The sequence below is a fragment of the Caballeronia sp. A2-2 genome, assembly GCF_057612605.2.
This window is the reverse complement of the sequence record NZ_CM172588.1, coordinates 773,756-797,632: the sequence shown is the minus strand read 5'-3', so window position 1 is coordinate 797,632 and position 23,877 is coordinate 773,756. Positions and strand designations below refer to the sequence as shown.

Genomic DNA, 23,877 nt, shown 5'->3' with positions numbered 1-23,877 from the left:
TCAGGCGCGAGCAGACCTTTCGATAACGATCGAAGCGACGGAGACATATATGGGAATGCGGATAAAGCTCATCGCGGGCGCGCTTGCGCTTGGCGTTTTCTCCTTGGTACAGGCGGCGGACCCGATCAAGATCGGTGTCGATGGGCCATTTACGGGCGGTTCCTCTTCGATGGGCGTGAGCATGCGCGACGGCGTGCGTCTGGCGACAGCCGAAATCAATAAGTCGGGCGGTGTGCTTGGCCGGCAAATCGTGCTGGTCGAACGCGATGACGAAGCCAAGAACGAACGCGGCGTGCAGATCGCGCAGGAACTCATCAATAAGGAAAAAGTGGTTGCGGTCGTCGGATATATCAATACGGGCGTCGCGCTTGCGTCGCAGCGCTTTTTTCAGGAAGCCAAGGTGCCCGTATTCAATAACGTCGCGACCGGTTCCGTCGTAACGAAGCAATTCGACGATCAGCCCGATAACTACGTATTCCGCAATGCCGCCGCGGACCGCATTCAGGCGCCGATGATCGTCGAGGAAGCCGTCGTCAAACGCGGCTTCAAGAAAGTCGCGATTCTCGCGGACTCCACCAATTACGGTCAGCTCGGCCGCGAGGATCTGGAAAAGGCGCTGAACGCAAAGGGCGTTAAACCCGTTGCCGTCGAGAAGTTCAACATCAAGGATGTGGACATGACGGCGCAATTGCTCAAGGCCAAGGAAGCGGGCGCGGAAGCGGTGCTGACGTATGGCATCGGGCCCGAACTCGCGCAGATTGCCAATGGCATGGCCAAGCTCGGCTGGAAAGTGCCGCTGATCGGTAGCTGGACCCTTTCGATGGCGAATTACATCGACAATGCGGGCTCCAACGGCGAAGGGGCGCGCATGCCGCAAACCTTTATTCAAGATGCCAATACACCCAAGCGCAAGGCATTCATCGAGTCTTATCTGAAAGAGTTCAAGCCTAAGAACGACCGCATAGATTCGCCGGTGTCGGCGGCGCAAGGCTATGACTCGGTTTATTTGCTGGCGGCGGCTATCAAGCAAGCCGGCAGCACCGACGGTCCCAAGGTCAAGGAAGCGCTTGAGAACCTGAACACCAAGGTGGAAGGCGTGGTGATGGTCTACGACAAGCCCTTTACCAAGGCCGATCACGAAGCCATCAGCCCGAATGTTCCGGTCATCGGAGAGGTCAAGGCAGGCCGCGTGATCTATGCGTATGACGCCGACAAAAAGGGCGGCGGCACATTGCGCACCAAGCAAACGGCATCGAATTAATTTATATGCGAGTCCCAGGGCCGCTCCCGCTGTCACGGCGGGAGCGGCTTTGTCGTACACGCGTGGCTCTCATAGAGGCGCCAAGGGATGATCCTTCTACAACTCATTTATAGCGGCATCGCGCTCGGCATGATTTACGCTGTGATCGCATTCGGCTATCAACTGACATTCGCCACTTCCGGCACGCTGAATTTCGGTCAGGGCGATGCGCTCATGCTCGGCGCGCTCGTTGGTCTGACTTTGGTGTCGGCGGGCGTCAATTATTGGCTCATGATTCCGCTCGTGTGCCTCTTCGGACTCGTGCAAGGTTCGTTCGTCGAACGAATTGGCGTAAGGCCAGCTATCAAGATCAAGTCGGAGTTTGGCTGGATCATGTCGACCATCGCGCTGGGCATTATCTTCAAGAACGTCGCGGAAAACGTGTGGGGCCGCGACGATCTGCGCTTTCCTTCGCCATTGCCCGAAGCGCCACTCAAAATATTCGGCGCGAATGTCTTGCCGATGGAATTGCTCGTGGTCGGCGGCGCACTCGTCATGATGCTCGCCGTCGAATTCTTCAATCGCAAAACGATCTTCGGAAAGGCAGTGGTCGCGACCGCCAACGATCGCGATGCAGCCGCGCTCATGGGTATCAACACGGGGCTGGTCATCACATTCTCTTATGCGTTGTCCTCGCTGACTGCGGCATTCGCGGGCGTGCTGATCGCGCCGCTCACGCTGACCGGCGCGACCATGGGCGCGGTGCTCGGACTCAAGGCGTTCGCCGTGGCGATCATCGGTGGATTGTCGAGTGGCATGGGCATCATTGTCGGCGGCATGATTCTGGGGATCGCGGAGACGACGACGGGCTTTTATATTTCCACCGGCTACAAGGATGTGCCGGGTCTCGTGCTGTTGCTGATCGTGCTGGCGGTGAAACCGGCTGGCCTGTTCGGCAAGTCGGCGATCAAGAAAGTCTGAGGCGGCCATTATGAAAGCAAAGAACTGGATCGCTTCGTTGATTGGCCTTGCGGCGCTACTGATTTTTCCGATTGCGTCGGGCAATCCGTATTACATCCATCTCGTCGAAACCATCATGATTTACGCGATCCTGCTTTTCGGGCTGGATATCGTGGTGGGCTATACCGGACAGGTATCACTGGGACATGCCGGGCTTTTCGGCGTGGGCGCCTATACGGCAGGCGTGCTGTTCATGAAGCTAGGCATGCCGTTCTATGTGACGGCGCCGCTTGCCATTGTCGTGACGGCTGCGTTCGGCGCAATTCTCGCGCTTCCCGCATTGCGCGTGTCCGGTCCTTATCTGGCGATGGTGACGCTTGCGTTCGGCACCATCATTCAGATTCTTATCAATGAGATGGATTTCATGACCAACGGGCCGATGGGACTCAAGATTCCCAAGCCGATGTTCGCCGGTCACAGGCTCGACGAAACGCAGTATTACTGGCTCGTCGCGGCGCTGCTGGTGGTGTCGCTGATCGTCGTGCATCGCGTGCTCAAATCACACCTCGGGCGTGCGTTCGAAGCGTTGCGTGACAGTCCTATTGCATCGGATTGCATGGGGGTGTCGGTGTATCGGTATAAAGTCTATGCGTTCGTCATAAGCGCGGGTTTTGCGGGACTCGCGGGATGTCTCTATTCCTATTCCGAGCAATACATCTCGCCCAATACCTATAACTTCGAACTGACTATTCTTTTCTTGCTCGCGATCATCATGGGCGGTCGCAAGACACGCACAGGTGCGATCATCGGCTCGACGGTAATCGTGCTTTTGCCCAAGCTACTCGACGACATATCGAATTTCAGAGTCGTGGCGACGGTGCTTGCCGTGCTTGTAGTCGTGGGTGCAGTGCTTGCGCTCGCACGAAAGACCACGACGGTGCAACGTGTAGCGGTGCCGATCATCGGAACGGTGGGATTGGCGGCATTTTCTTATTGGATCGAAGCGCTCACCGACTGGCGCCTCACCATTTTCGGCTTGATGATTCTGCTGGTCGTTTATTATTTGCAGGACGGTATTGTCGGCTTCGTTCGTAAAACCCTCAATCTCGGCCGCGTGCGCGTGACGAAGGTCGATACGCAGGAACTCGCGAGTCATACGCCTCAAGACGACGCCATTGCCGCGGTCGCCAACGAAGGCGCGGACATCATCTTGGATGCGCGCGCTGTGCTGATGCAATTCAGCGGGCTTAAAGCGCTCAACGAAGTGAATCTCACGGTCAGGCGCGGTTCTATTCATGGCCTGATCGGTCCGAACGGCTCGGGCAAGAGCACGATGATGAATGTATTGACGGGTATTTACGTGCCCACGGCAGGCACGATCGAATACCAAGGGCAATCGCTTGCGGGCCGTACATCGTCGAAGATCGCGCTTTCGGGCATAGCGCGAACCTTCCAGAACGTGCAGCTCTTCGGCGAAATGACGGCGCTTGAAAATGTGCTCGTCGGTTTGCATCACACGTTTCAATCCAATTTCGCGGATGTCGGTGTCATGAGCGCGCGCTATCGCAGGGAAGAACTCGCTGCAAGAGAACGCGCGTTCAACATGCTTCGCTTTGTCGGACTGGAACAGGTCGCAGGTGAAGAAGCGCGCAATCTTCCCTATGGCAAGCAGCGTTTGCTGGAAATAGCACGTGCGCTGGCGCTCGATCCGCAATTGCTTTTACTCGATGAACCCGCCGCCGGTCTGACCGCGCCTGATATTCGCGAACTCGTGGCGATCATTCGCAAGGTGCGGCATCACGGCATCACGGTCGTATTGATCGAGCATCACATGGACGTGGTAATGAGTGTGTGCGACACGGTATCCGTGCTCGATTTCGGGCAGAAGATCGCGGAAGGCAAGCCAGCCGAAATTCAGGCCAACGAGAAAGTCATTGAAGCCTATCTGGGCGGACAAGCGGCGCAAGCGACCGCCTAAGAAAAAAGGAATCGGCAATGCTAACGATCGACAATCTGCATGCGGGCTATGGAAAGGTCAAGGTGCTGCACGGCATTTCGCTTCATGTTCCCAAGGCGCGCGTGGTCACGTTGATCGGCTCGAACGGTGCGGGCAAGACCACGACCATGCGCGCCATCTCGGGCATGATAAAGCCAACGGGTGGCGAAATAAGAATGGGTGTAGGGAATGAGGCAAAGCGAATCGATTCAATGGATTCGCACAAGATCGCACGAATGGGTTTGGCGCATTCGCCAGAAGGAAGGCGCGTGTTCGCCACGATGTCGGTCACGGACAATCTATTGCTCGGGGCATTTCCGCGCCTGACATGGTCACGTCCCAAGGGCGATGTCGCAGCGGACCTTGAACGCGCCATAGAGCTGTTTCCGCGCTTGAAAGAGCGTCGCAATCAACTCGCAGGTACGTTATCCGGCGGCGAACAACAAATGCTGGCGATGGCGCGCGCCATCATGCTGAACCCCGATCTCGTGCTGCTCGACGAACCTTCCATGGGCCTCGCACCCATTCTTGTCGATGAAGTGTTCCGCATCATCGAGCGCCTCAAGCAGGATGGCGTCACCATGCTGCTGGTCGAACAATTCGCGGCGGCCGCGCTCAACGTGGCCGACTATGGCTATGTGCTCGAAAACGGGCGCGTCGCCACGCACGGGCCGGCGGAACAATTGCGCAACGATCCTTCGGTCAAGGCGGCCTATCTCGGCGCGAGTCACTAAGAGCCACTAAGCGCCACTAAGATCGCTTAAAGCCGCGCGCTTCGGCACGCATCGCACTATCATGGTGACTCCGGGCTTCGCGCCATGCTTACAAGGAGTTTGCCATGATCTCCGGCAAGACCACGCTGATTGCCCATCTCGGCTATCCGACCGAGGCGTTCAAAGCGCCGATGATCTATAACCCGTGGTTCGACAAGCAAGGCATCGACGCCGTGGTCATGCCAATGGGTATAAAACCCGACGACTACGTTTCCTTTCTGCCGCAACTCTTCAAGCTCACGAATATTCGCGGTGCGCTCGTCACGATGCCGCACAAGATCGTGACGGTCGGCCTGATGGACGAAATCAGTCCGACAGCGAAGATAGCGGGCGCGTGTAATGCCATTCTCAAACGCCCGGACGGCACGCTGCTGGGCGATCAGTTCGATGGCGCGGGCTTCGTGCGTGGCGTCGAACGCAAGGGCCGCTTGCTGAAGGGCACGCGCGTGCTGGTGCTCGGCAGCGGTGGCGTCGGCTCGCCGATTGCGGCCTCGCTGGCGGCAGCGGGCGTGGCGGAGATCGCCGTATTCGATATGAACACGGCTTCCGTCGAAGGGCTGGCGCAACGTTTGCGCGATCACTATCCGCTCCTGAACGTGAGGACCGATACCAAAGACCCGGAAGGCTTCGATGTGATCGTCAACGCGACACCGCTCGGCATGAAGGAAAGCGACCCGTTGCCATTCGATATCGACCGTATCGCGCCGAGTACGTTCGTCGGCGAAGTCGTGATGAAATCGGAATACACGCCGCTATTGCGCGCTGCAAAAGAAAAGGGTTGCGCGGTGCAAGTCGGCACCGACATGCTGTTCGAAATGATTCCGGCGTATCTGGAATTCTTTGGGTATGGCACCGCCACTGCAGATGAGTTGCGCGCCGTGGCGCAAATAAAATACGCTTGAGCTTAGAAGTGTTTGCGATGCTTACATCGGCATAACCTCGCAAGCGTTCAGGCAGCCGATCATCCTCTGACAAATAAGCCGCATCGACAGGCGGGAGGGATCATGGGAACGAGTGCATCCGACGCGCAGGCGTGCAATCAACCCGGCGGCGTGGAGCCCGAGCCGCATCGGCATGGAACGCTTGGACTCGCACTTGCCGCGTTGGGCGTGGTCTATGGCGATATCGGCACGAGTCCGCTCTATACGCTCAAGACCGTATTCGACCCGAGCGGCGGATTGAGTTTGCAGCCGGGCAATATCATCGGCATCGTCTCGCTTATCTTCTGGTCGCTGACCGTCATCGTTTCGCTCAAATACGTTACGTTGATTCTGCGCGCCAACAATCATGGCGAAGGCGGCATCATGGCGTTGCTTGCGTTGGCCGCATCGTCCGTCAAGGACAAGCGCAGATTGCGGCATGCGTTGCTTGTAGTCGGCGTGATGGGTGCAGCGCTCTTCTACGGCGATGGCGTGATCACACCGGCCATTTCCGTGCTGAGTGCAGTGGAAGGACTGGAAGTGGCCGCACCGGTATTGCAACCGTATGTCGTGCCGGTCACGCTCGTCGCGCTGATCGCGCTGTTTATCATGCAAAAGCACGGCACCGCTGGAATAGGTGCGGTCTTCGGGCCTGTGATGGTCCTATGGTTTGTCGTGCTTGCCGCGTCGGGCATCATGAATATCGCCGATTCACCGCGTATTCTCGCCGCGCTCAATCCGTTCGAAGGCCTGGCGTTCTGCTTTCGTCATCGTTGGCTTGCGTTCGTGGCGCTGGGCGCGGTCGTGTTGTCATTGACGGGTGCGGAGGCGCTTTACGCGGACATGGGCCATTTCGGCGCGCGGCCTATTCGCCTGACATGGTTCGCCGTGGTGTTTCCCGCGCTCGCACTCAATTATCTTGGTCAAGGTGCGTTGCTGCTATCCGATCCATCGGCCTTGCAGAACCCGTTTTATCGGCTATTTCCGGCGTGGATGCTCTATCCGATGGTCGTGCTCTCGACAATCGCCACGGTCATTGCATCGCAAGCGGTGATCTCCGGAACCTATTCGATGACCAAGCAAGCCATGCAACTCGGCTTCCTGCCGCGCATGAACGTGGTCTATACATCCACGCGCGAAATCGGGCAAATCTATGTACCAGGGATCAACTGGACACTCTTGCTCGCCGTCGTGGCGGCGGTGCTCGGTTTCGGTTCATCGACCGCTTTAGGTTCGGCCTATGGCATTGCGGTGACGGGCACCATGCTTATCACGACCATGCTGACTTTTTTCGTGATCCGCTATGCATGGCGCCTTAACTGGCTGCTGTGCGTATTCGCGACCGGCTTCTTTTTTCTGATCGATGCAACGTTCTTCTCCGCTAATCTACTCAAGATTCGCGAAGGCGGATGGTTCCCGCTTGCCATGGGTCTGGCAATGTTCATCATCATGGCGACGTGGGGACGCGGCTCCGAAATGATGATGCGCGAGGCTCACGTTCGCGCGGGCACCACGCCGCTCAAGCCATTTCTCGCTTCTTTGGTGGCGAAAAAACCAGTACGCGTCGAAGGCACGGCGATCTTCATGTCACCGGACCCTAACGGCGTGCCGCATTCTTTGTTGAACAACCTGATGCATAACCGCGTGCTGCATGAACACGTCGTATTCCTGACGGTCGCGAGCGAGCCGGTTCCATTCGTCGATGAATCTCATCGTATCAGGCTTGAAGTGTTGGGCGAAGGATGCTTTCAGCTTACCGTGAGCTATGGCTTCAAGGATCAGGTCGACTTGCCCGCGGCGCTTGAAAAATGTCGTGGCTCAGGGCTTAAATTCGAACGTTCGACAATCTCTTACTTTCTTTCACGCGCGACCGTGGTGCCCACGCCCGGCGCAGGCATGGCGCTCTGGCGCGAGAGACTTTTCGCGGTCATGTTGCACAACGTGGGCAATGTCGCGGCTTATTTGCGCTTGCCGGCGGATCGCGTCATTGAATTGGGAGCGCGCATAGAAATATGAGCCATGAAATTAATTGCGCACAGGAGACGCCATGACCGCGAAGCATTCTCTCAACCGCCATCCGTTTCCTTCGGCCACGCGACCCGTCGAGCGTGGCAAGATCGTGACCGCGCGCGAGGCCGTGCGTCTGATCCGTTCGGGCGATACGCTGGCGACGAGCGGTTTCGTCGGCATCGGCTTTGCGGAGGAAATTGCAATAGCACTTGAAGAACGCTTTCTGGAAGGCCAATCGAAGGAACAGAGCGAAGCCCAGCAGCCCATTGCGGATCTGACGCTGGTCTATGCAGCGGGTCAAGGGGATGGCCGCGTGAAAGGGCTTAACCATCTCGCGCACGAAGGCTTGATTAAACGTGTCATCGGCGGCCATTGGGGCTTGGTTCCACGGCTGCAACGCCTGGCCATCGACAACAAGATCGAAGCGTATAACCTGCCGCAAGGCGTTATTTCACAACTCTTTCGTGACATCGCGGCGCATCGTCCGGGACAATTGTCGACGGTCGGCTTAGGCACGTTCGTCGACCCTCGCAATGGCGGCGGCAAACTCAATGCGCGGACCACGGAAGACATCGTGCTGCTCATGCCGGTCGATGGCACGGATTATCTTTTCTACAAGGCCTTTCCGATCGATGTCGCCATCGTGCGCGGCACGACCGCCGATCTCAACGGCAACATCACGATGGAGAAAGAAGCGCTCACGCTCGAAGCGTTATCCATTGCGATGGCCGCGCGCAATTCAGGCGGCATCGTGATCGCGCAGGTCGAGCGGCTGGCGGAATCGAACACGCTCAATTCGCGTCAGGTCAAGATTCCGGGCGTGATGGTGGATTGCGTGGTCGTCGCGCGCAGTGAAAATCATTGGCAGACTTTCGGCGAAGCCTATAGCGCGGCATTCTCCAGCGAACTGCGCGTGGCCGCGAGTTCCGTCGCACCGATGGCGTTGACCGAGCGCAAGATCATTGCGCGCCGCGCTGCATTCGAATTAATGGCAAATAGCGTGGTGAATCTCGGCATCGGCATGCCGGAGGGTATAGCGAGCGTCGCCAACGAAGAGCAGGTTATCGACCTCTTCACGATGACCACGGAGCCGGGCGTGATCGGCGGCATTCCCGCAGGCGGACTCAATTTCGGTGCGGCCACCAATACGCAGGCGATCATCGATCAACCTTATCAATTCGACTTCTATGATGGCGGTGGTCTGGATATCGCGTTTCTCGGACTGGCGCAGGCAGACAAGCAGGGCGATCTGAATGTCAGTAAGTTCGGGCCGAAGCTCGCGGGCGCGGGTGGCTTTATCAATATCAGTCAGGCCGCCAAGAAAGTGGTATTCGTGGGAACGTTCAATGCCGGCAAGCCTGACATTGCCATTCACAACGGCAATTTAGTCATTCGTCGCGACGGCGATTGCCGCAAGTTCGTGGACGCGGTCGAGCATCGCACCTTTAGCGGGCGCTATGCGGTCGAACGCGGGCAGACGGTGCTCTATATCACCGAGCGCTGCGTCTTCGAATTGACCGAGGCGGGACTGAAACTGACAGAGGTCGCGCCGGGTATCGATATCGAGCGGGATATCGTCGAGCAAATGGGTTTTCGGCCCGTCATGGATACGCCGCCGCGCGTGATGGACGAACGCATTTTCCGCGATACGCCCATGGGTTTGCGCGATCTTCTGCTCAGACTCGATCTTTCGGAACGCTTCAGCTATGACGTTGAGAAGAATCTTTTCTTCATCAATTTCGAAGGCCATGAAGTCAATACGCTTGGCGATGTCGAATCGATCAGGCGCGAAGTGGAAAAGCAACTTGCCGAGGCCGAGACACGTCCTCATGCCATCGTGAATTACGATAACTTTTCCATTCGCCCCAGCATGCTCGATGCGTATTCGGAGATGGTGACGAAGCTCGTCAGCGACTTCTATGATGGCGTCACGCGCTATACGACGAGCAGTTTCCTGCGCATGAAACTGGGCGACGCGCTCAAGCGGCGAGGCGTCGCGCCTTATATCTATGAAAGCCCCGAGGAGGCGAGAGAGCACGAAATCAAGCGCGGTGCCGCTTAGTTTTATTCATGTGCGACCTCGCTCTGCTTTGAGCTTGCTGTGGCGCCTGCCGTAGCCGAAGTAAATGACCATGCCGATAGCCATCCACACGACGAGCCGTATCCATGTATCGGCGGGTAATCCGGCCATGAGGAATACGGAGGAAATCGCACCGAGCGGCGCGACGACCCATACGGCGGGCGTCTTGAAACTGCGCTTGAGTTCCGGCTGCGTGATGCGCAACACCAGCACGCCGATCGATACGACTGCGAACGCGAACAGCGTGCCGATGCTCACCAGTTCGCCGACGAGACCAATCGGCAACAGTCCCGCCAGAATCATCACGACGATGCCGGTAAAGATGGTCGTGATATAGGGCGTGTGAAAGCGATGATGAATCTTCGACGCGAACGGCGGCAGCAGACCGTCTCTCGCCATCGAATAGAAAATGCGCGGCTGGCTAAGCAATAAAACGAGGATCACGGACGTAAGCCCGAAGATCGCGCCCAGCTTCACAATGGGAGAAAGCCAGCGCATGCCGATGGCATCCACGCCGACGGCGATCGGGTCCGACACATTGAGTTTGTCGTAAGGCACGATGCCGGTGAGCACGTAGGACACGAGCACATAAAGAATCGTGCAGATGATGAGCGAGCCAAGCAATCCAATAGGCATGTCGCGCTTGGGATTGCGCGTTTCCTGCGCGACGCACGACACCGAATCGAAACCGATATACGCAAAGAACACGACTGCCGCGCCGCGCAAGATACCGCTCCAGCCGAATACGCCCGACTCTCCGGTATTCGGCGGAATATAAGCACCGGTCGGATTTTTGGCGGTCATCCAATGGCTCGTATCGACATAGGCAATGCCCGCGACGATAAACGCGAGCACGATGAACACCTTGATAAGCACAATGAAGCTATTCACGCGCGCCGACTCACGTATGCCCACCACGAGCAGCATGGTGATGAGGCCGACAATGAGCATGGCCGGAACATTCAGGATAGCGCCCGCGTGACTCCATCCCTTGCCGGGATCGTAGGCGAAGGGCGCTTGTGATAACGCGGCGGGAATGTCGATATGAATCGAATGCAGGAAGCTCACGACATACCCTGACCAGCCGATGGCGACCGTGGTCGCACCGACTGCATATTCGAGGATCAAATCCCAGCCGATGAGCCACGCGATCAATTCGCCCATGGTCGCGTAGGCATAGGTATAGGCGCTGCCTGACACGGGCACCGTCGAAGCCATTTCAGCGTAGCAGAGACCCGCGAGCGCACAGACAACTGCGCCGAGTACAAAGGAAATGGTGATAGCAGGTCCGGCATTGGTGGCGGCGGCATGCCCTGTCAAAACGAATATGCCCGCGCCGATGATGCAACCAATGCCCAGCATGACGACATCGAGCGCGTTCAGCGAACGGGTGAGGGTATGTCCGCCGTCGTTTTCCTGCATGTTGTCTTCATCGCTTTGCTCGGCTTCTTTTTGCAATGCAGCGATGGTCTTCCTTTGCATGACGCTCACAATCGTCTCCTTGTGTCAGGGCAACGGGGCCGCGCATGGCACGCGGCGAGGGTTACCCTTTGTTTTAAATATAACGATATGTCGTTTTGTAATAGCAGATTTTCGGTGAGAGTTCGAGAATGGTGGTTCGCGCTCGGGAATGAATTTCGCGGCAGCTCAATTAAACTGGCGTTGCGCCTCGTCAGCAGAAAGCGTGCCGCATGAAGTGCGTCATACAGTGAATGGTCAGGTGAGCCTTATAATCGAACGGTCAGTCCGCGTTCATCCGGCTCGGATGAGATCATGAACGAGCCATCGCACGCGCTGATATTTTCTTAACGTGGAGATTAGATATGTCGATTCGCATTGGTGACGAAGCCCCGGATTTCACGGCGGAGACGACCGAAGGCACGATCCGCTTTCATGAGTGGATCGGCGACAAGTGGGCCATTCTGTTTTCTCATCCGAAGGACTTCACGCCGGTCTGCACTACGGAGCTTGGCTACATGGCCCGGCTCAAGCCCGAGTTCGAGAAGCGCAATACGAAGGTCATCGGCTTGTCCATCGATCCGGTCACGAATCATTCGCAGTGGGCCAAGGATATCGAGGAAACGCAAGGCACGGCCGTCAATTACCCGATGATCGGCGATGCAGACCTCAACGTCGCGAAACTCTATGACATGATTCATCCGAATGCGAGTGGCGGCAATCCGCGCACGGCGAATGACAATGCCACGATTCGCGCGGTGTTCCTGATTGGCCCGGACAAGAAGGTGAAGGCCACGTTCACGTATCCGATGAGCGCGGGCCGCAACTTCGACGAAGTGCTGCGCCTGCTCGACGCAATTCAGCTCAACGCGAAGCACACGGTTGCCACGCCCGTGAACTGGCGACCGGGGGATGACGTCATCATCCCGACATCGGTATCGGATGAAGATGCGAAGAAGAAATATCCGGAAGGCTTCAAGACTTTGAAGCCCTATCTGCGCACGGTGGCGCAGCCCAAGTAACGCGGATATAAAAAGAATAGCGCCGGCCTTCAAAGGCCGGCGCTTTTTAATTGTGGCCCGTGCGTCGCTCAGGCGAGGTATCGACTTCACCGGGGCGGCGCAACATCTTATCCACTTCGCCCGCATGCATTTCTTCGGTGTGAATCATCTGCCGCGCATATTCTTCGAGTGCAATGGAGCGGCTTTCCACCACGCCAAGCAACTCACGATATAAACCCAATGCAACCGTTTCGGCCTGCAAAGACTCGCGCAAAATGGTTGCGATATCGAAGGTGTGATTGTCGAGCAGCGGCCCGATTTCAAGCGACGGATACGCGCCCAGCGTAGTAATCCATTCGCCCGCCTGATGCGCATGCAGCAAAGACTCATCCGCCTGCGCTCTAAGCCATGAAACGATAGGAATGCGGCCGAAGCCAAAGACCAGAAACGAATAATGCGTGTAACGCACGACGCCCGCCAACTCGGATTCGAGAATCCTGTTGAGCACGCTAACAACCTTTTCCTTATCGAGCTCTGCCATGATTGCCTCCGTATGTCCAATGCCAAACGTTCCGGAGAACGGATGGACTGAGACTCATCGCATGATGCCGCATGGCGCGATTCGACTATTCTAGTCGCGCAAACGATTCATGCGAGACGAATCTGCGCGCGTTGGCGCGCAAGATACGGACCCAGAAGCTATCTTCCGGGCTCAGGCGGCTTCTTCTACCCAGGTCGATGCAGCACGCGCGAGTACTTGCGTCATGGCCGCGCGCGCGCCTTCTCCGTCGGCCACATCGATGGCACGCACGACACGGCCATAGTCGCCGATCTCGGCATCGGCGGAGCGCGTGCTATTCGGCGTCTGCGCACGCAGCGCGTCTTTCATGGTGCGGATGCCCACGCGCACGACGCTGCCCATCTGACGCAGCAACTCGTCGCCGCTCGCATCGACGATGGCCGTTTGCAATGCTTCTTCTGCAAGCGTCTGCGCGGATTCGGACGGGCCTGCATGCACCATCCGTTGAAAGGCCGCATTAATGCCAATGCGTTGATGACGGTTCGCACGCGTGGCCGCAAGGGCGGCAGCGGGCGGATCGACCAACACGCGGAATTCGAGCAAACGCGCGATGTATTCCGTATCGGGCTGTGCGCGCAAACGCCACTCGGCCACTTCAGGGTCCATGATGAGCCATTCACGCGCGGGCTTGATGCGCGTGCCCGTCTTGGGTCGCACATCCAGCATGCGGCGCGAGATAAGAATGCTGAGCGCCTCGCGCATGATGGTGCGGCTCACGCCGTGCTTCTGCGACAGAAGCACTTGTGGCGGCAAGACGTTATCCTTATATTCCCCGCTTACGATGCTCGCGACAAGATGATTGACCACACGCTTGACGAGCGATGCTTCATATCCATGGTTCATTTTTGTTCTCGGTAACTCACCCACGCATCGGCTATGCGCCGTTCCCCGATGAAACGGTTCGCCGCTTTCTTTGATCACGATTCCGGCGTCCGGCGCTTTGAATTGCAATGCGCCGTGCATCTTGCTTCGCGCGCGCCGGGCACGCTGAGTTGGTCTCTCGTCATTCCTCGACAACGCGGTTTGACGGTACTGTGTTCGTGCTGCACCCCACAGCGGTCGGCCGCTTTGATCGCATCGTCGATCCGCTGAAGGCAAGCGTATTTGCAACGGCCTGATTTAACAATACGGTTCACCGGGAAATCATCCGACTATGGTGCGTCCGCCCACAAAGTCCAGACAACATGGCTGCGAGCGTGATGGCGCAAGCGTTTGCGAACGGTTTGCCCATGACGACACTTTTGTAAATGCGCCACAGGGTCGGTCCGTTATGCGAACCATCGCGTGTGTTATTTTTCCGGTCCTGAGGCGCGCAGCGTGATGGCTTCGCGCATGAACGAACATTGCATAGTGGAGAAACAAAGATGAAAGTCGCCGTCATGGGTGCGGGTGCCGTGGGCTGCTATTACGGCGGCATGCTCGCGCGCGCGGGTCACGATGTCGTGCTGATTGCGCGGCCTGCGCATGTCGAGGCAATCGAGCGTGAAGGTTTGAGGCTCGATACGCAGCGCTTCGATGAACGCGTGCGCGTCAGCGCAAGCACGGAGCCGGGCGCGGTGCAAGGCGCGGGGCTCGTGTTGTTCTGCGTGAAGTCCACGGATACCGAGAATGCCGCGCGGTCCATCGCGCCTTATCTCGAACAGAATGCACTCGTGCTGTCATTGCAGAATGGTGTCGAAAACACCGAGCGTCTGCGTGAATTGCTTCCGCAAGAGGCCGCTGCGGCGGTGGTGTATGTCGCGGCGGAAATGGCCGGTGCGGGGCATGTGAAACATCACGGTCGCGGTGAGTTGGTCATCGAGCCGTCGAGCACGAGCGAGGAAGTCGCGCACGTTCTGGCGCAGGCAGGCATTCCAACCGAAATCTCGGACAACGTTCGCGGTGCGCTGTGGGCCAAGCTCGTTTTGAATTGCGCGTATAACGCTTTATCGGCCATTTCGCGCATGCCTTATGGAAAGCTCGTGCAAGGCGAGGGCGTCACGCGTGTCATGCGCGATATCGTCGATGAATGTTTGGCGGTAGCCAAGGCCGATGGCGTGACTATTCCCGGAGATGTGGATATGGCAGTGCGAAAGATTGCCGAGAGCATGCCGAATCAGTTTTCTTCCACGGCGCAGGATGTTTTTCGCGGCAAGCGCAGTGAGATCGACCATTTGAATGGCCTGATCGTGCGGCGGGGCGAAGCGCGCGGTGTTCCGACGCCCGCTAATCGAATGCTGCATGTACTCGTCAAGCTAATCGAAAGCAAAGCGGCTGAGTCTTGATTGTTAATTGTTGATTGTTAATCTTCAGGCCACGGGCACGAGTGATGCTCATACTTAAGCAGACGCCGAAATTGACGCGTCCCTTAACGAAACCGGAGGTTCATCATGAGATCGTTTGTCAAAGCCGTGGCCGCTGCTGCCGTATTGGCGGCGCCGGCTCTAGTGTTCGCTCAATCGGATTCGGGCGTGACGCGCGCGCAGGTACAGCAGGATTTGCGGCAAGTCGAGGCAGCGGGTTACGCGCCCGATTCCGATCATACGAATTACCCGAATGGGATTCAGGGCGCGGAGAAGCGTGTGGCGCGTCAAAACGGCTCGTACGGTGGCGTTTCCAACGGTACATCTGCGGCAGGAACACGGATGATGTTCCCGCTGGACAACGACAGCGCCAAGCCCACCTATTTCGGACACTGAATGTTTGTCCTTGCTCGTCGATTCCTGCACGGGTGAACAAAGGCCGCTAAGATACTTTTGCTCCTTTGCTCACCTTTGTAGGAATCGAATCATGGAACGCACTGTCAAGATACCCGGTCCCGACCATCCTATTTCCATCGAAAAAGATTCGTCTCACGTCGTTGTCAAGGCGGCGGGACATGTCGTTGCCGATACCAGGCACGCGCTTTCCCTGAAAGAAGCGTCTTATCCGGCAGTGCTTTATGTACCGCGCGAAGATGTGGACATGGCGTTGCTCGAACGCACGTCGCATTCGACCTATTGTCCTTATAAGGGCGAGTGCAGCTATTACAGCATTCCTTCTGCCGGCGAGAAAGCGGCCAACGCGGTGTGGACATACGAAAGTCCTTACGATGCGGTCGCGCAAATTAAAGAGTATTTGGCTTTTTATCCTGACCGTGTCGATTCGATTGAAATAGCGCCTGCCTGATCGCTTCGAATCAATCCAGCAATCGTTTTGCCTGCGCGCGCAGCGTGGCGGTGAATTCATCGAGCCAATTAACGGCCAGCCGCCAGCTTTGCCAGAAAAGCTCCACGTCCATGCGCGCACCCGGCGATACATCGACCAGCGCGCCGCTTTCCAGAAGCGGCGCGATCAGCCTTTCAGGACACATTCCCCACGCAAGCCCGGACACGCACGCATGCACGAAGCCCGCACCGTGCGGCACGAGATGCGCGGGCGGGTCGATGTCGATTCGCGTCAGACGCCGCAGAAAGCGCTTTTGCAAGTCATCCTTGTCATTGAAATTGACGCAGGGGGCGTGTCTCGATGCATCGCGCGTCACGCCTTTGGAGAAGTGCTCGTCGCGATAGGCAGGCGCGCACACCGCGCGATAGCGCATGCGTCCGAGCCTGACCGCGCGCCAGCCCGCCAAAGGCAGCGCTTGCGTGGTGACGGCGCCTTGCACATCGCCGTCTCGAATCCTTTGCGCGGTGTGATCCTGATCGTCCACGACCAGATCCAGCAAAAGGCCGCGTTCGACGCAGAAGGGCGCTGCCGCCTCGAAGAACCAACTGCTCACGCTGTCGTCGTTCACCGCGATACGCAATCTCGGGCGCGCTTCGATGGGCGCGCCGGGCAGCGTGGGCATTCGGCCGCCTAATTCCGCTTCCATTAATTGCACGCGTTCGGTATGGCGGCACAACAGCGCACCGGAGGAAGTCGCCTCACACGGCTGTGCGCGTTTGACGAGCAGGCTGCCGACGCGTTCTTCCAATAACTTCACTCGTTGCGACACGGCAGAAGGCGTGACGTTCAGCACGCGCGCCGCGCGCTCGAACGATCCGGTACGCACGACCGCCAGCAGGGCGTCGAGCAGCGCGTAGTCGAGCATTAGCGTTCCTTAATTCAAATAAGGAAGTTTAGCTTTTTAGTGGCCGGGCAGCGCGGCAGAATCAGGCTTTCTCAGTCACGGTAAGCCTTCTTCTCATGCAACCCAGTCCTTTCAAACTCGAACGCTATTTCGCGCAACATGAGTTCACCGCGCGCCATCTTCTGTGCAGTTCCGATCCGGAGTCGATGTCGACCGGCGATCTGCTCGCGCTCGAGCCGGGTTCCGCGCAAGGCCTGCACGATACCTGGCTCGGCTATACCGAGTATCCGGGCGATCCCACCTTGCGCCATGCGTTGGCAGCGCTGTATGAAAACATCCAGCCGGAGCAGATCATCGTGCATACAGGCGCGCAGGAAGCCATTTTTTCCTTCATGAATTCCATGCTCAAGCCGGGCGATCATGCGATCGTTCATATGCCTGGCTATCAGTCGCATTATTCGGTGGCCGAAGCGATGGGCGTTACCGTTTCACCGTGGCGGGCGAGGGAATCCTGCGGATGGGCGCTGGATGTAAGCGAACTCGATAAGCTGCTCACGCCGCAAACACGCGCCATCGTCATCTGTGCGCCGCATAATCCGACCGGCTTTCTGCCGTCGCTTGAAGCGTTCGAAGCGATCATCGCGTTCGCGCGCAAGCATGGGTTATGGCTTTTTAGCGACGAGGTGTATCGCGGCCTCGAATACGATGCCGCGGATCGTCTTCCTGCCGCTTGCGATCAGTACGAGCGCGCGGTATCGCTCGGCGCGCTATCGAAAACGCACGGGCTGGCGGGATTACGGCTTGGCTGGATCGCGACGCGCAGCACGGAAGTGCTTCAACGCATGAGCACGTTCAAGGACTATCTGACCATCAGCAATAGCGCGCCGAGCGAATATCTGGCGACCATCGCGGCGCGGCATACCGAATGGCTGATTGCGCGTAATGTCGGCATCGTCCAGTCGAATCTGCAGGTGCTTGACGAATTCATGACGCGGCGTGCGGACCGTTTCGAATGGCATCGTCCGAAGGCGGGGACCATCGGCTTTGTCCGCCTGAAGGAAGAGTCAGCGACGGCATTTTGCGAAGACCTGCTTCAACAAACCGGCGTGCTGCTCTTGCCTTCGACACTGATCGATCACGGCGACTCACATTTCCGAATTGGCTTCGGCAGGCGCACCATGCCGGGTGCACTTGCCATTCTCGATACGTATCTCGACCGCGTTACTTAGACGCGACCGTGACCAACACCGCGTCATTGCGATACACATTCGGGAACATCTGTTTGAGTTCGCCGATCTTGGGCAGATCGTTGATGGCGATATACGGGCTTTCGGGATGCTCGGTCAGATAATTCTGGTGATAGCCCTCTGCTGGATAAAAGCCCTTATAGTCCTCGATCTTAGTGACGATCTTGTCCTTGAACACATGCGCCGAATCGAGTTGCGTGATATAGGCCCGGGCGACATCGCGCTGCGCGCCGTTCGTCGGAAATACCGCCGAACGGTATTGTGTGCCGTGGTCCGGGCCCTGGTAGTTCAACTCGGTCGGGTTGTGCGCGACGGAGAAAAATACCTGCAACAAATGGCCGTACGTGACCTGAGTGGGATCGTAAGTGATCCGTACAGATTCCGCATGCCCGGTATCGCCTTCGCTAACACGTTCGTATTGCGCCGTATTGGCGGCACCGCCCGCATAACCCGCCATCACTTCCTTCACGCCGCGCACATGCTGAAAAACGCCTTGCACGCCCCAGAAGCAGCCACCCGCGAACACGGCGGTTTCGGTGTGCGTCGCACCGACGGCCTCGTCGTGCGCGGGCGGAGGAACGGCGGTCGCGCCCTCGGTCGAATGTGCGGCGCGCACCAGCATCAACGCGCCTGCGGATAACGCGGCCACACTCACTGCCTTGAATACTTTGCTGACTTGCTTTGCCATGACGACTCCTCAAGCGATATCCAACGTTGCCGATGTTCTCATCAGCCAAAAGTAAATGCGTAAGCCTCGACGCCGGAGTCGAGAAACTCGATGCTGAACGTTCTGTCCTTCACGGGCCCGGCTTGCCGGACGAGTTGATAAAGACGCTGCCCTGTCACCGTGCCGGTTCCATCTGCCTGCACATCGGTGCCGTGCGAGGCACCCGGCGCTTCGCCATCGATACTCACTCGAAACCGCACCGGCTTGCCATCCTTCGAAGGCCCGAGCACGAGATGCAGATCGCGCGCGTGAAAGCGATAAACGATCCGTCCCGAAGGACGTGCCAGCGTGGCATGTTCCGCACTGACGTTCCACGTTCCGGCGAGCGCCCAGTCGTTCACCTCCAGCGCCTTGGGCGACTTGTATTCGTGCGCGCGGTTCTCCGCCTCGCCGCCCGGTGACATGAATTGTTCCGCGCGCTCATAACCGATATAAGTTTCCGGTGAACGGACATCCGCGTTGTCGGCCTGCATCATCGCGCCCTGCGCCGTTGCTTCTTCGCTTGCGGTCGAATTCTTCGCCATCGGTGCAACATTGCCGTGTCCCGCTTCAGCGAGCAATTGCTGAATCACTTGCTCGGAGTGTTCATAATCGCCTTCACCGAAATGATGGTAACGAATCTGCCCCTGAGCATCGACGAAATAATGCGCCGGCCAATATTGATTGTTGAGCGCGCGCCAGATCGCGAAGTTATTGTCGATAGCGACCGGGTAATCGACACCCAGATCGTGCGTCGCCTTCTTCACATTGTCGATGTTGCGTTCGAACGCAAATTCGGGGGCATGCACGCCAATCACGACCAAACCCTGATCCTTATACTTCTGCGCCCATGTTTTGACATACGGCAAGGTGCGCAGACAATTGATGCATGAATAAGTCCATACATCCACGAGCACGACTTTGCCCTTGAGCGCTTCCTTTGTGAGCGGCGGCGAATTGAGCCATTGCACCGCGCCGTCGAGCGGCGGCAATGTGCCTTCCACCGGCAAGGGCGCGGCATTCGCCGCAGAAGCCGTATTGACGCTTGCGCGCATCATGGCAGGGGCATTCACATTGGCATTGGCAGGCTTCATTGTGTTTTGCGCGGGCATCATTGCATTGTCACGATGACCGAGTTTATCGATGAGCCTTTGCTCGAAGCCCGAAGTCGCCACCGTCGAAACGCGCGCGAGCACGCCCGTATCGAGTCCCAGCGCAATAGCGGCGACACCGCCCAACATCGCCACGCCGATGCCGCGCCTGATCCATTCGCCGGCACCGAGCGAGCGCTTCATGGCGGCAAACACGCGCCCACCGATCAGCAAGGCCACGGCAAGCGAAGTCGCAGCACCCGCCGCGTAGGCCATCAGAAGAAATGTCGTGCTTGCGCTTGCGCCATTGAGCGCCGCGCCGGTCAAAACAAGCCCGAGAATGGGACCCGCGCAAGGCGCCCACAGCAAGCCCGTTGCAATGCCCAATACGAAGGAACCGCCCATGCTCGGAGATGCGCCATCCTTGCCGTTGTTGCGTTGCGCAAAGGCGGTTAGCCGATTCCCCGCGCTGACGAGCGGATGCATGATGCGGTCGGCAAGTCTTGGCAAAAGCAGCGTGAGTCCGAAGACGGCAAGCAATGCAATGGCGGCCCATCGGCCAAACTCATTGGCTTGCGTGGCCCAGCCTCCGCCAATGGCGGCAAGCGATGCAACCGCCGCGAAAGTCAGTCCCATGCCAGCCAGCAAGGGCAAGCCGCTTTTGACGAAAGGCTGATCCGCACGTGAGAAAACGAACGGAAGCACCGGGAGAATGCACGGACTCAAGATGGTCAGCGCGCCGCCCAGATAGGCAAGAACGATGATTAGCATGATCGGCTCGACATATAGGTTGATTGAGAGCGCGCGTTCACGCAGCGCCCGGCGCGAAGTTCATGGCAATGCCGTTCATGCAATAGCGCAGCCCCGTGGGTTTCGGGCCATCGTCGAAGACGTGACCGAGATGACCACCGCAGCGGCGGCAATGCACTTCCGTGCGCGTCATGCCGAATGAGCCATCCACGCGCGTGGCGATCGCATGATCCATGGGCGCCCAAAAGCTCGGCCAGCCCGTGTGACTATCGAACTTGGTACTCGAGGAAAACACCGCAAGCCGGCAGCCGGCACAGGTAAAAGTGCCCGCACGATGCTCATCATTCAAAAGGCTCGTGTAAGGACGCTCCGTGCCTTCCTGCCTTAAAACCTCGAATTGCATCGGACTTAGCAGCTTGCGCCATTCGTCGTCGCTATGGGCGACTTCGAAAGCCTCTTGCGGTGCGGCATTCGCACGAAAGCGCCCGGTCAGCGCAAGCACGGCGGCGGCCGCGGTGCCGGTGAGCAGAAAGCGGCGACGGGTTTGCATGGTGTTTTCCTCTTCAGCGAACAGGTTGAGCGAATCTTAGGCTCGCGCGTATCGCCAAGTCCTCACCGAAAGTTAAATTAAATGTGATACTTGGCCCGCGAAAAATTCTGCACAATGACGGGGCTTGAATCTTTAACGTATACGATGCGCGTTTTCTTTCAGACGCGTATTTCCTCAAGCGTCTTAGCGATTTAATCGTTCATGGATCAACCGAAACGCATTCTGATCGTCGAGGACGACATGCACATCGCCGATGTGCTGGGACTGCATCTGCGTGATGAGCGCTATGAAGTCGTGCATTCCGCCGATGGCGCGGAGGGTTTGCGTCTGCTCGAACAGGGCGGCTGGGATGCGCTGATTCTCGATCTGATGCTGCCGGGCGTGGACGGACTCGAAATCTGCCGGCGCGCGCGGGCCATGACGCGCTATACGCCCATCATCATCACGAGCGCACGGTCCAGTGAGGTGCATCGCATTCTCGGGCTTGAACTGGGCGCGGACGATTACCTCGCCAAGCCGTTTTCCGTGCTGGAACTCGTCGCGCGCGTCAAGGCGCTGTTGCGTCGCGTCGATGCGGTGGCAAAGGATTCGAGGCTGGAAACGGGGCGTATCGAAGTCAATGGCATTGCAATCGATCCTTTGTCACGCGAAGCCTTTGTCGATGGCGCGCGCATTGAATTGACACCGCGCGAATTCGACCTGCTCGTTCACTTCGCCCGCCATCCGGGCAAGGTATTTTCTCGCATGGATCTGCTCAATGCCGTGTGGGGTTACAGCCATGAAGGCTATGAGCATACGGTCAATACGCACATCAACCGGCTGCGCGCGAAAGTGGAAAAAGACGCGGCCGATCCCAAACGCATTCTGACCGTTTGGGGTCACGGTTATAAACTCGCGGCGCTGGAGGGTGCATCGTCGTGAAACTCACGCTTTCGCAAAGGCTCTTTGCTATTTTTTGCGTGCTGCTGCTTGCATGCTGCGGTGCATCGGCATGGCTGCAAATTCGTGCAAGCGACTTGCGGGAGAAAGAGGTTATTCAAAGCCTTTCGCGCAGCCTTGCAGCACATATCGCGCATGACAGCGCGCTGGCCGACGCTCATGACATCGACGCACCCGCCGTGCGTCGTCTCTTTAGTCAATTGATGGTCGTGAATCCGAGCGTGGAAGTCTATCTGCTGGACGATGCGGGACACATCCGCGCAGACGATGCGCCGCCTGGTCATCTCAGGCGCAATCAGGTCGATCTCGCGCCGGTGCATCGTCTCCTGAGCGGTGCGCCATTGCCGATTCTCGGCGACGATCCGCGCAGCGCCGACAAGCGCAAGGTATTCAGCGCCGCGCCGCTCGGTGCGCCGGGCAAGCCGCCATTCGGGTATGTGTATGTCGTGTTGCTTGGTGAGGAGCACGACGAACTGGCCGCAAAGGCATCGGCAAGTGCTGTATTACGCACCACGCTGGCTTCCATGGGCCTTGTGACGTTGCTTGGGCTGATTGCCGGTCTGGTGGCGTTCGGCCTCGTCACGCGTCGTTTAAGACGACTGACGGATATCATGCGCCGCTTCGATGCGAGCGGCGCACCGGTCGAGCCTCCTGTCGCGCAAGCGCCATCGCGAGAGAACGAGCGTGACGAGATCGTCGTGCTGGAGAGCACCTTCGCCAGCATGGCCGCGCGGATCGGTGAACAATGGCGCGCGCTGGGACAGCAGGACCGCGAACGGCGCGAACTGGTCGCCAATATCTCGCACGATCTGCGCACACCGCTTTCGTCGTTGCATGGCTATCTGGAAACGCTTTCGCTCAAGGCCGATACGTTGGCGGAGGGCGACCGCCGGCGCTATCTGTCGATCGCGCTCGCACAGAGCGCCAAGGTCGGGCGTCTCGCGCAATCGCTGTTCGAGCTGGCGCGGCTCGAACATGGCATGGTTCGCCCGGACACCGAACCGTTTTCTCTCGCGGACCTTCTCCAGGATGTGTTCGAGAAATTCGAATTGTCCGCGCAGGCGCGCCGTGTGAACCTCGTCGCCGACATTGCGCCTCGCCTGCCTGCCGTATGCGCCGATCTCGGCATGGTCGAACGCGTATTGACCAACTTGCTCGACAATGCGATCCGGCACACGCCCGAGGACGGCAGCGTGCAAGTATTGCTCGAGGCAAGCGCCGATCGCGTCGAAGTCACGGTAAGCGATACGGGAACCGGCATCCCACCGGATAAGCGCGATGCGCTGTTTCAGCGGCCATTCACGTCGGGCGGCATGCATCGCGGCGGACTGGGTTTATTGATCGTGCAACGCATGCTGCAATTGCACGGCAGTCAGATCAGGCTGGTCGATACAGGGCAGAACGGAACGACATTTCGTTTCGAACTGCCATCCAATCATGCGTGACGTATTGATGCGATTTTTTCGCGCCTTCATTTCTCGATTTGCTGATTAACGTCGCACGCCTCATTGTCGATAATGACACGAGTCATGCCGGGTGCAGATGA

The 23,877-nt window shown here is 58.0% G+C and carries 21 protein-coding genes; 14 read left to right on the top strand and 7 right to left on the bottom strand.

Annotation, left to right across the window (positions count from 1 at the left end; translation table 11 throughout):
* The first annotated feature begins 49 nt into the window (after positions 1 to 49).
* The 7 genes from ACZCWR_RS19980 (at position 50) to ACZCWR_RS19950 (ending at position 9,961) form a co-directional block, all read left to right on the top strand.
* Complete coding sequence (locus ACZCWR_RS19980; protein WP_487303358.1) at positions 50 to 1,261, top strand: ABC transporter substrate-binding protein; 1,212 nt, start codon at positions 50 to 52, stop codon at positions 1,259 to 1,261.
* Between the two features lie 87 nt (positions 1,262 to 1,348).
* Positions 1,349 to 2,221, top strand: coding sequence for a branched-chain amino acid ABC transporter permease (locus ACZCWR_RS19975; protein ID WP_487303357.1), 873 nt, complete (start codon positions 1,349 to 1,351; stop codon positions 2,219 to 2,221).
* A 10-nt stretch (positions 2,222 to 2,231) separates the two neighbouring features.
* Positions 2,232 to 4,178, top strand: a complete 1,947-nt coding sequence (locus ACZCWR_RS19970) for a branched-chain amino acid ABC transporter ATP-binding protein/permease (protein WP_487304713.1) — start codon at positions 2,232 to 2,234, stop codon at positions 4,176 to 4,178.
* 17 nt (positions 4,179 to 4,195) lie between these two features.
* The gene (locus ACZCWR_RS19965) at positions 4,196 to 4,930 is read left to right on the top strand and encodes an ABC transporter ATP-binding protein (RefSeq protein ID WP_487304712.1); all 735 of its coding nucleotides are present in this window, start codon (positions 4,196 to 4,198) and stop codon (positions 4,928 to 4,930) included.
* 104 nt (positions 4,931 to 5,034) lie between these two features.
* Complete coding sequence (locus ACZCWR_RS19960; protein WP_487304711.1) at positions 5,035 to 5,871, top strand: shikimate dehydrogenase family protein; 837 nt, start codon at positions 5,035 to 5,037, stop codon at positions 5,869 to 5,871.
* Between the two features lie 102 nt (positions 5,872 to 5,973).
* On the top strand, positions 5,974 to 7,905 hold the full coding sequence (locus ACZCWR_RS19955; RefSeq protein WP_487304710.1) for a potassium transporter Kup: 1,932 nt from the start codon (positions 5,974 to 5,976) through the stop codon (positions 7,903 to 7,905).
* 31 nt (positions 7,906 to 7,936) lie between these two features.
* On the top strand, positions 7,937 to 9,961 hold the full coding sequence (locus ACZCWR_RS19950; RefSeq protein WP_487304709.1) for an acyl CoA:acetate/3-ketoacid CoA transferase: 2,025 nt from the start codon (positions 7,937 to 7,939) through the stop codon (positions 9,959 to 9,961).
* A gap of 6 nt (positions 9,962 to 9,967) precedes the next feature.
* Here ACZCWR_RS19950 and ACZCWR_RS19945 read toward each other — a convergent pair whose 3' ends face one another.
* Positions 9,968 to 11,461 (bottom strand): amino acid permease, encoded by a 1,494-nt coding sequence (locus tag ACZCWR_RS19945; RefSeq protein ID WP_487304754.1) that lies wholly within the window; start codon positions 11,459 to 11,461, stop codon positions 9,968 to 9,970.
* A gap of 341 nt (positions 11,462 to 11,802) precedes the next feature.
* Between ACZCWR_RS19945 and ACZCWR_RS19940 the strand changes: the two genes are divergently transcribed.
* Positions 11,803 to 12,459 (top strand): peroxiredoxin, encoded by a 657-nt coding sequence (locus ACZCWR_RS19940; protein ID WP_487304708.1) that lies wholly within the window; start codon positions 11,803 to 11,805, stop codon positions 12,457 to 12,459.
* Positions 12,460 to 12,505: 46 nt separating this feature from the next.
* Here the strand turns inward: ACZCWR_RS19940 and ACZCWR_RS19935 are convergent, their stop codons facing one another.
* Both ACZCWR_RS19935 and ACZCWR_RS19930 read right to left on the bottom strand, forming a co-directional pair.
* Complete coding sequence (locus ACZCWR_RS19935) at positions 12,506 to 12,979, bottom strand: ferritin-like domain-containing protein (RefSeq protein ID WP_487304707.1); 474 nt, start codon at positions 12,977 to 12,979, stop codon at positions 12,506 to 12,508.
* 171 nt (positions 12,980 to 13,150) lie between these two features.
* Positions 13,151 to 13,861, bottom strand: a complete 711-nt coding sequence (locus tag ACZCWR_RS19930) for a FadR/GntR family transcriptional regulator (RefSeq protein WP_487304706.1) — start codon at positions 13,859 to 13,861, stop codon at positions 13,151 to 13,153.
* 521 nt (positions 13,862 to 14,382) lie between these two features.
* On the opposite strand from ACZCWR_RS19930, the gene ACZCWR_RS19925 reads away from it, so the two are divergent.
* From ACZCWR_RS19925 to ACZCWR_RS19915, 3 genes are all read left to right on the top strand, one after another.
* On the top strand, positions 14,383 to 15,282 hold the full coding sequence (locus tag ACZCWR_RS19925; protein WP_487304705.1) for a ketopantoate reductase family protein: 900 nt from the start codon (positions 14,383 to 14,385) through the stop codon (positions 15,280 to 15,282).
* Positions 15,283 to 15,387: 105 nt separating this feature from the next.
* Positions 15,388 to 15,696, top strand: a complete 309-nt coding sequence (locus ACZCWR_RS19920; RefSeq protein WP_487304704.1) for a DUF4148 domain-containing protein — start codon at positions 15,388 to 15,390, stop codon at positions 15,694 to 15,696.
* A 91-nt stretch (positions 15,697 to 15,787) separates the two neighbouring features.
* Positions 15,788 to 16,165 carry a DUF427 domain-containing protein gene (locus ACZCWR_RS19915; protein ID WP_487304703.1) on the top strand — a complete coding sequence of 126 codons (378 nt, stop codon included), beginning with the start codon at positions 15,788 to 15,790 and terminating at the stop codon, positions 16,163 to 16,165.
* Positions 16,166 to 16,175: 10 nt separating this feature from the next.
* Here the strand turns inward: ACZCWR_RS19915 and ACZCWR_RS19910 are convergent, their stop codons facing one another.
* Positions 16,176 to 17,069: a LysR family transcriptional regulator ArgP gene (locus ACZCWR_RS19910; RefSeq protein ID WP_487304702.1), complete on the bottom strand. Its 894-nt coding sequence runs from the start codon at positions 17,067 to 17,069 to the stop codon at positions 16,176 to 16,178.
* Between the two features lie 95 nt (positions 17,070 to 17,164).
* Between ACZCWR_RS19910 and ACZCWR_RS19905 the strand changes: the two genes are divergently transcribed.
* Positions 17,165 to 18,277, top strand: a complete 1,113-nt coding sequence (locus tag ACZCWR_RS19905; RefSeq protein WP_487304701.1) for an aminotransferase class I/II-fold pyridoxal phosphate-dependent enzyme — start codon at positions 17,165 to 17,167, stop codon at positions 18,275 to 18,277.
* Here the strand turns inward: ACZCWR_RS19905 and msrA are convergent.
* The 3 genes from msrA to msrB are packed head-to-tail and all read right to left on the bottom strand — an operon-like array spanning position 18,270 to position 21,392.
* Entirely contained in the window at positions 18,270 to 18,983 is a 714-nt protein-coding gene (gene msrA, locus ACZCWR_RS19900; protein WP_487304700.1) for a peptide-methionine (S)-S-oxide reductase MsrA, read from the bottom strand. The two genes, ACZCWR_RS19905 and msrA, sit on opposite strands and share 8 nt — an antisense overlap.
* A 41-nt stretch (positions 18,984 to 19,024) precedes the next feature.
* Positions 19,025 to 20,863, bottom strand: a complete 1,839-nt coding sequence (locus ACZCWR_RS19895; protein ID WP_487304699.1) for a cytochrome c biogenesis protein DipZ — start codon at positions 20,861 to 20,863, stop codon at positions 19,025 to 19,027.
* A 37-nt stretch (positions 20,864 to 20,900) separates the two neighbouring features.
* Positions 20,901 to 21,392, bottom strand: a complete 492-nt coding sequence (msrB, locus tag ACZCWR_RS19890) for a peptide-methionine (R)-S-oxide reductase MsrB (protein WP_487304698.1) — start codon at positions 21,390 to 21,392, stop codon at positions 20,901 to 20,903.
* Between the two features lie 201 nt (positions 21,393 to 21,593).
* Here msrB and ACZCWR_RS19885 point away from each other — a divergent pair, with 201 nt between their 5' ends.
* Together ACZCWR_RS19885 and ACZCWR_RS19880 are read left to right on the top strand one after the other, a co-directional pair.
* The gene (locus tag ACZCWR_RS19885) at positions 21,594 to 22,313 is read left to right on the top strand and encodes a winged helix-turn-helix domain-containing protein (RefSeq protein WP_487304697.1); all 720 of its coding nucleotides are present in this window, start codon (positions 21,594 to 21,596) and stop codon (positions 22,311 to 22,313) included.
* Positions 22,310 to 23,776: a sensor histidine kinase gene (locus ACZCWR_RS19880; protein WP_487304696.1), complete on the top strand. Its 1,467-nt coding sequence runs from the start codon at positions 22,310 to 22,312 to the stop codon at positions 23,774 to 23,776. The genes ACZCWR_RS19885 and ACZCWR_RS19880 overlap by 4 nt, the downstream gene beginning before the upstream one ends.
* The last annotated feature ends 101 nt before the right edge of the window (positions 23,777 to 23,877 follow it).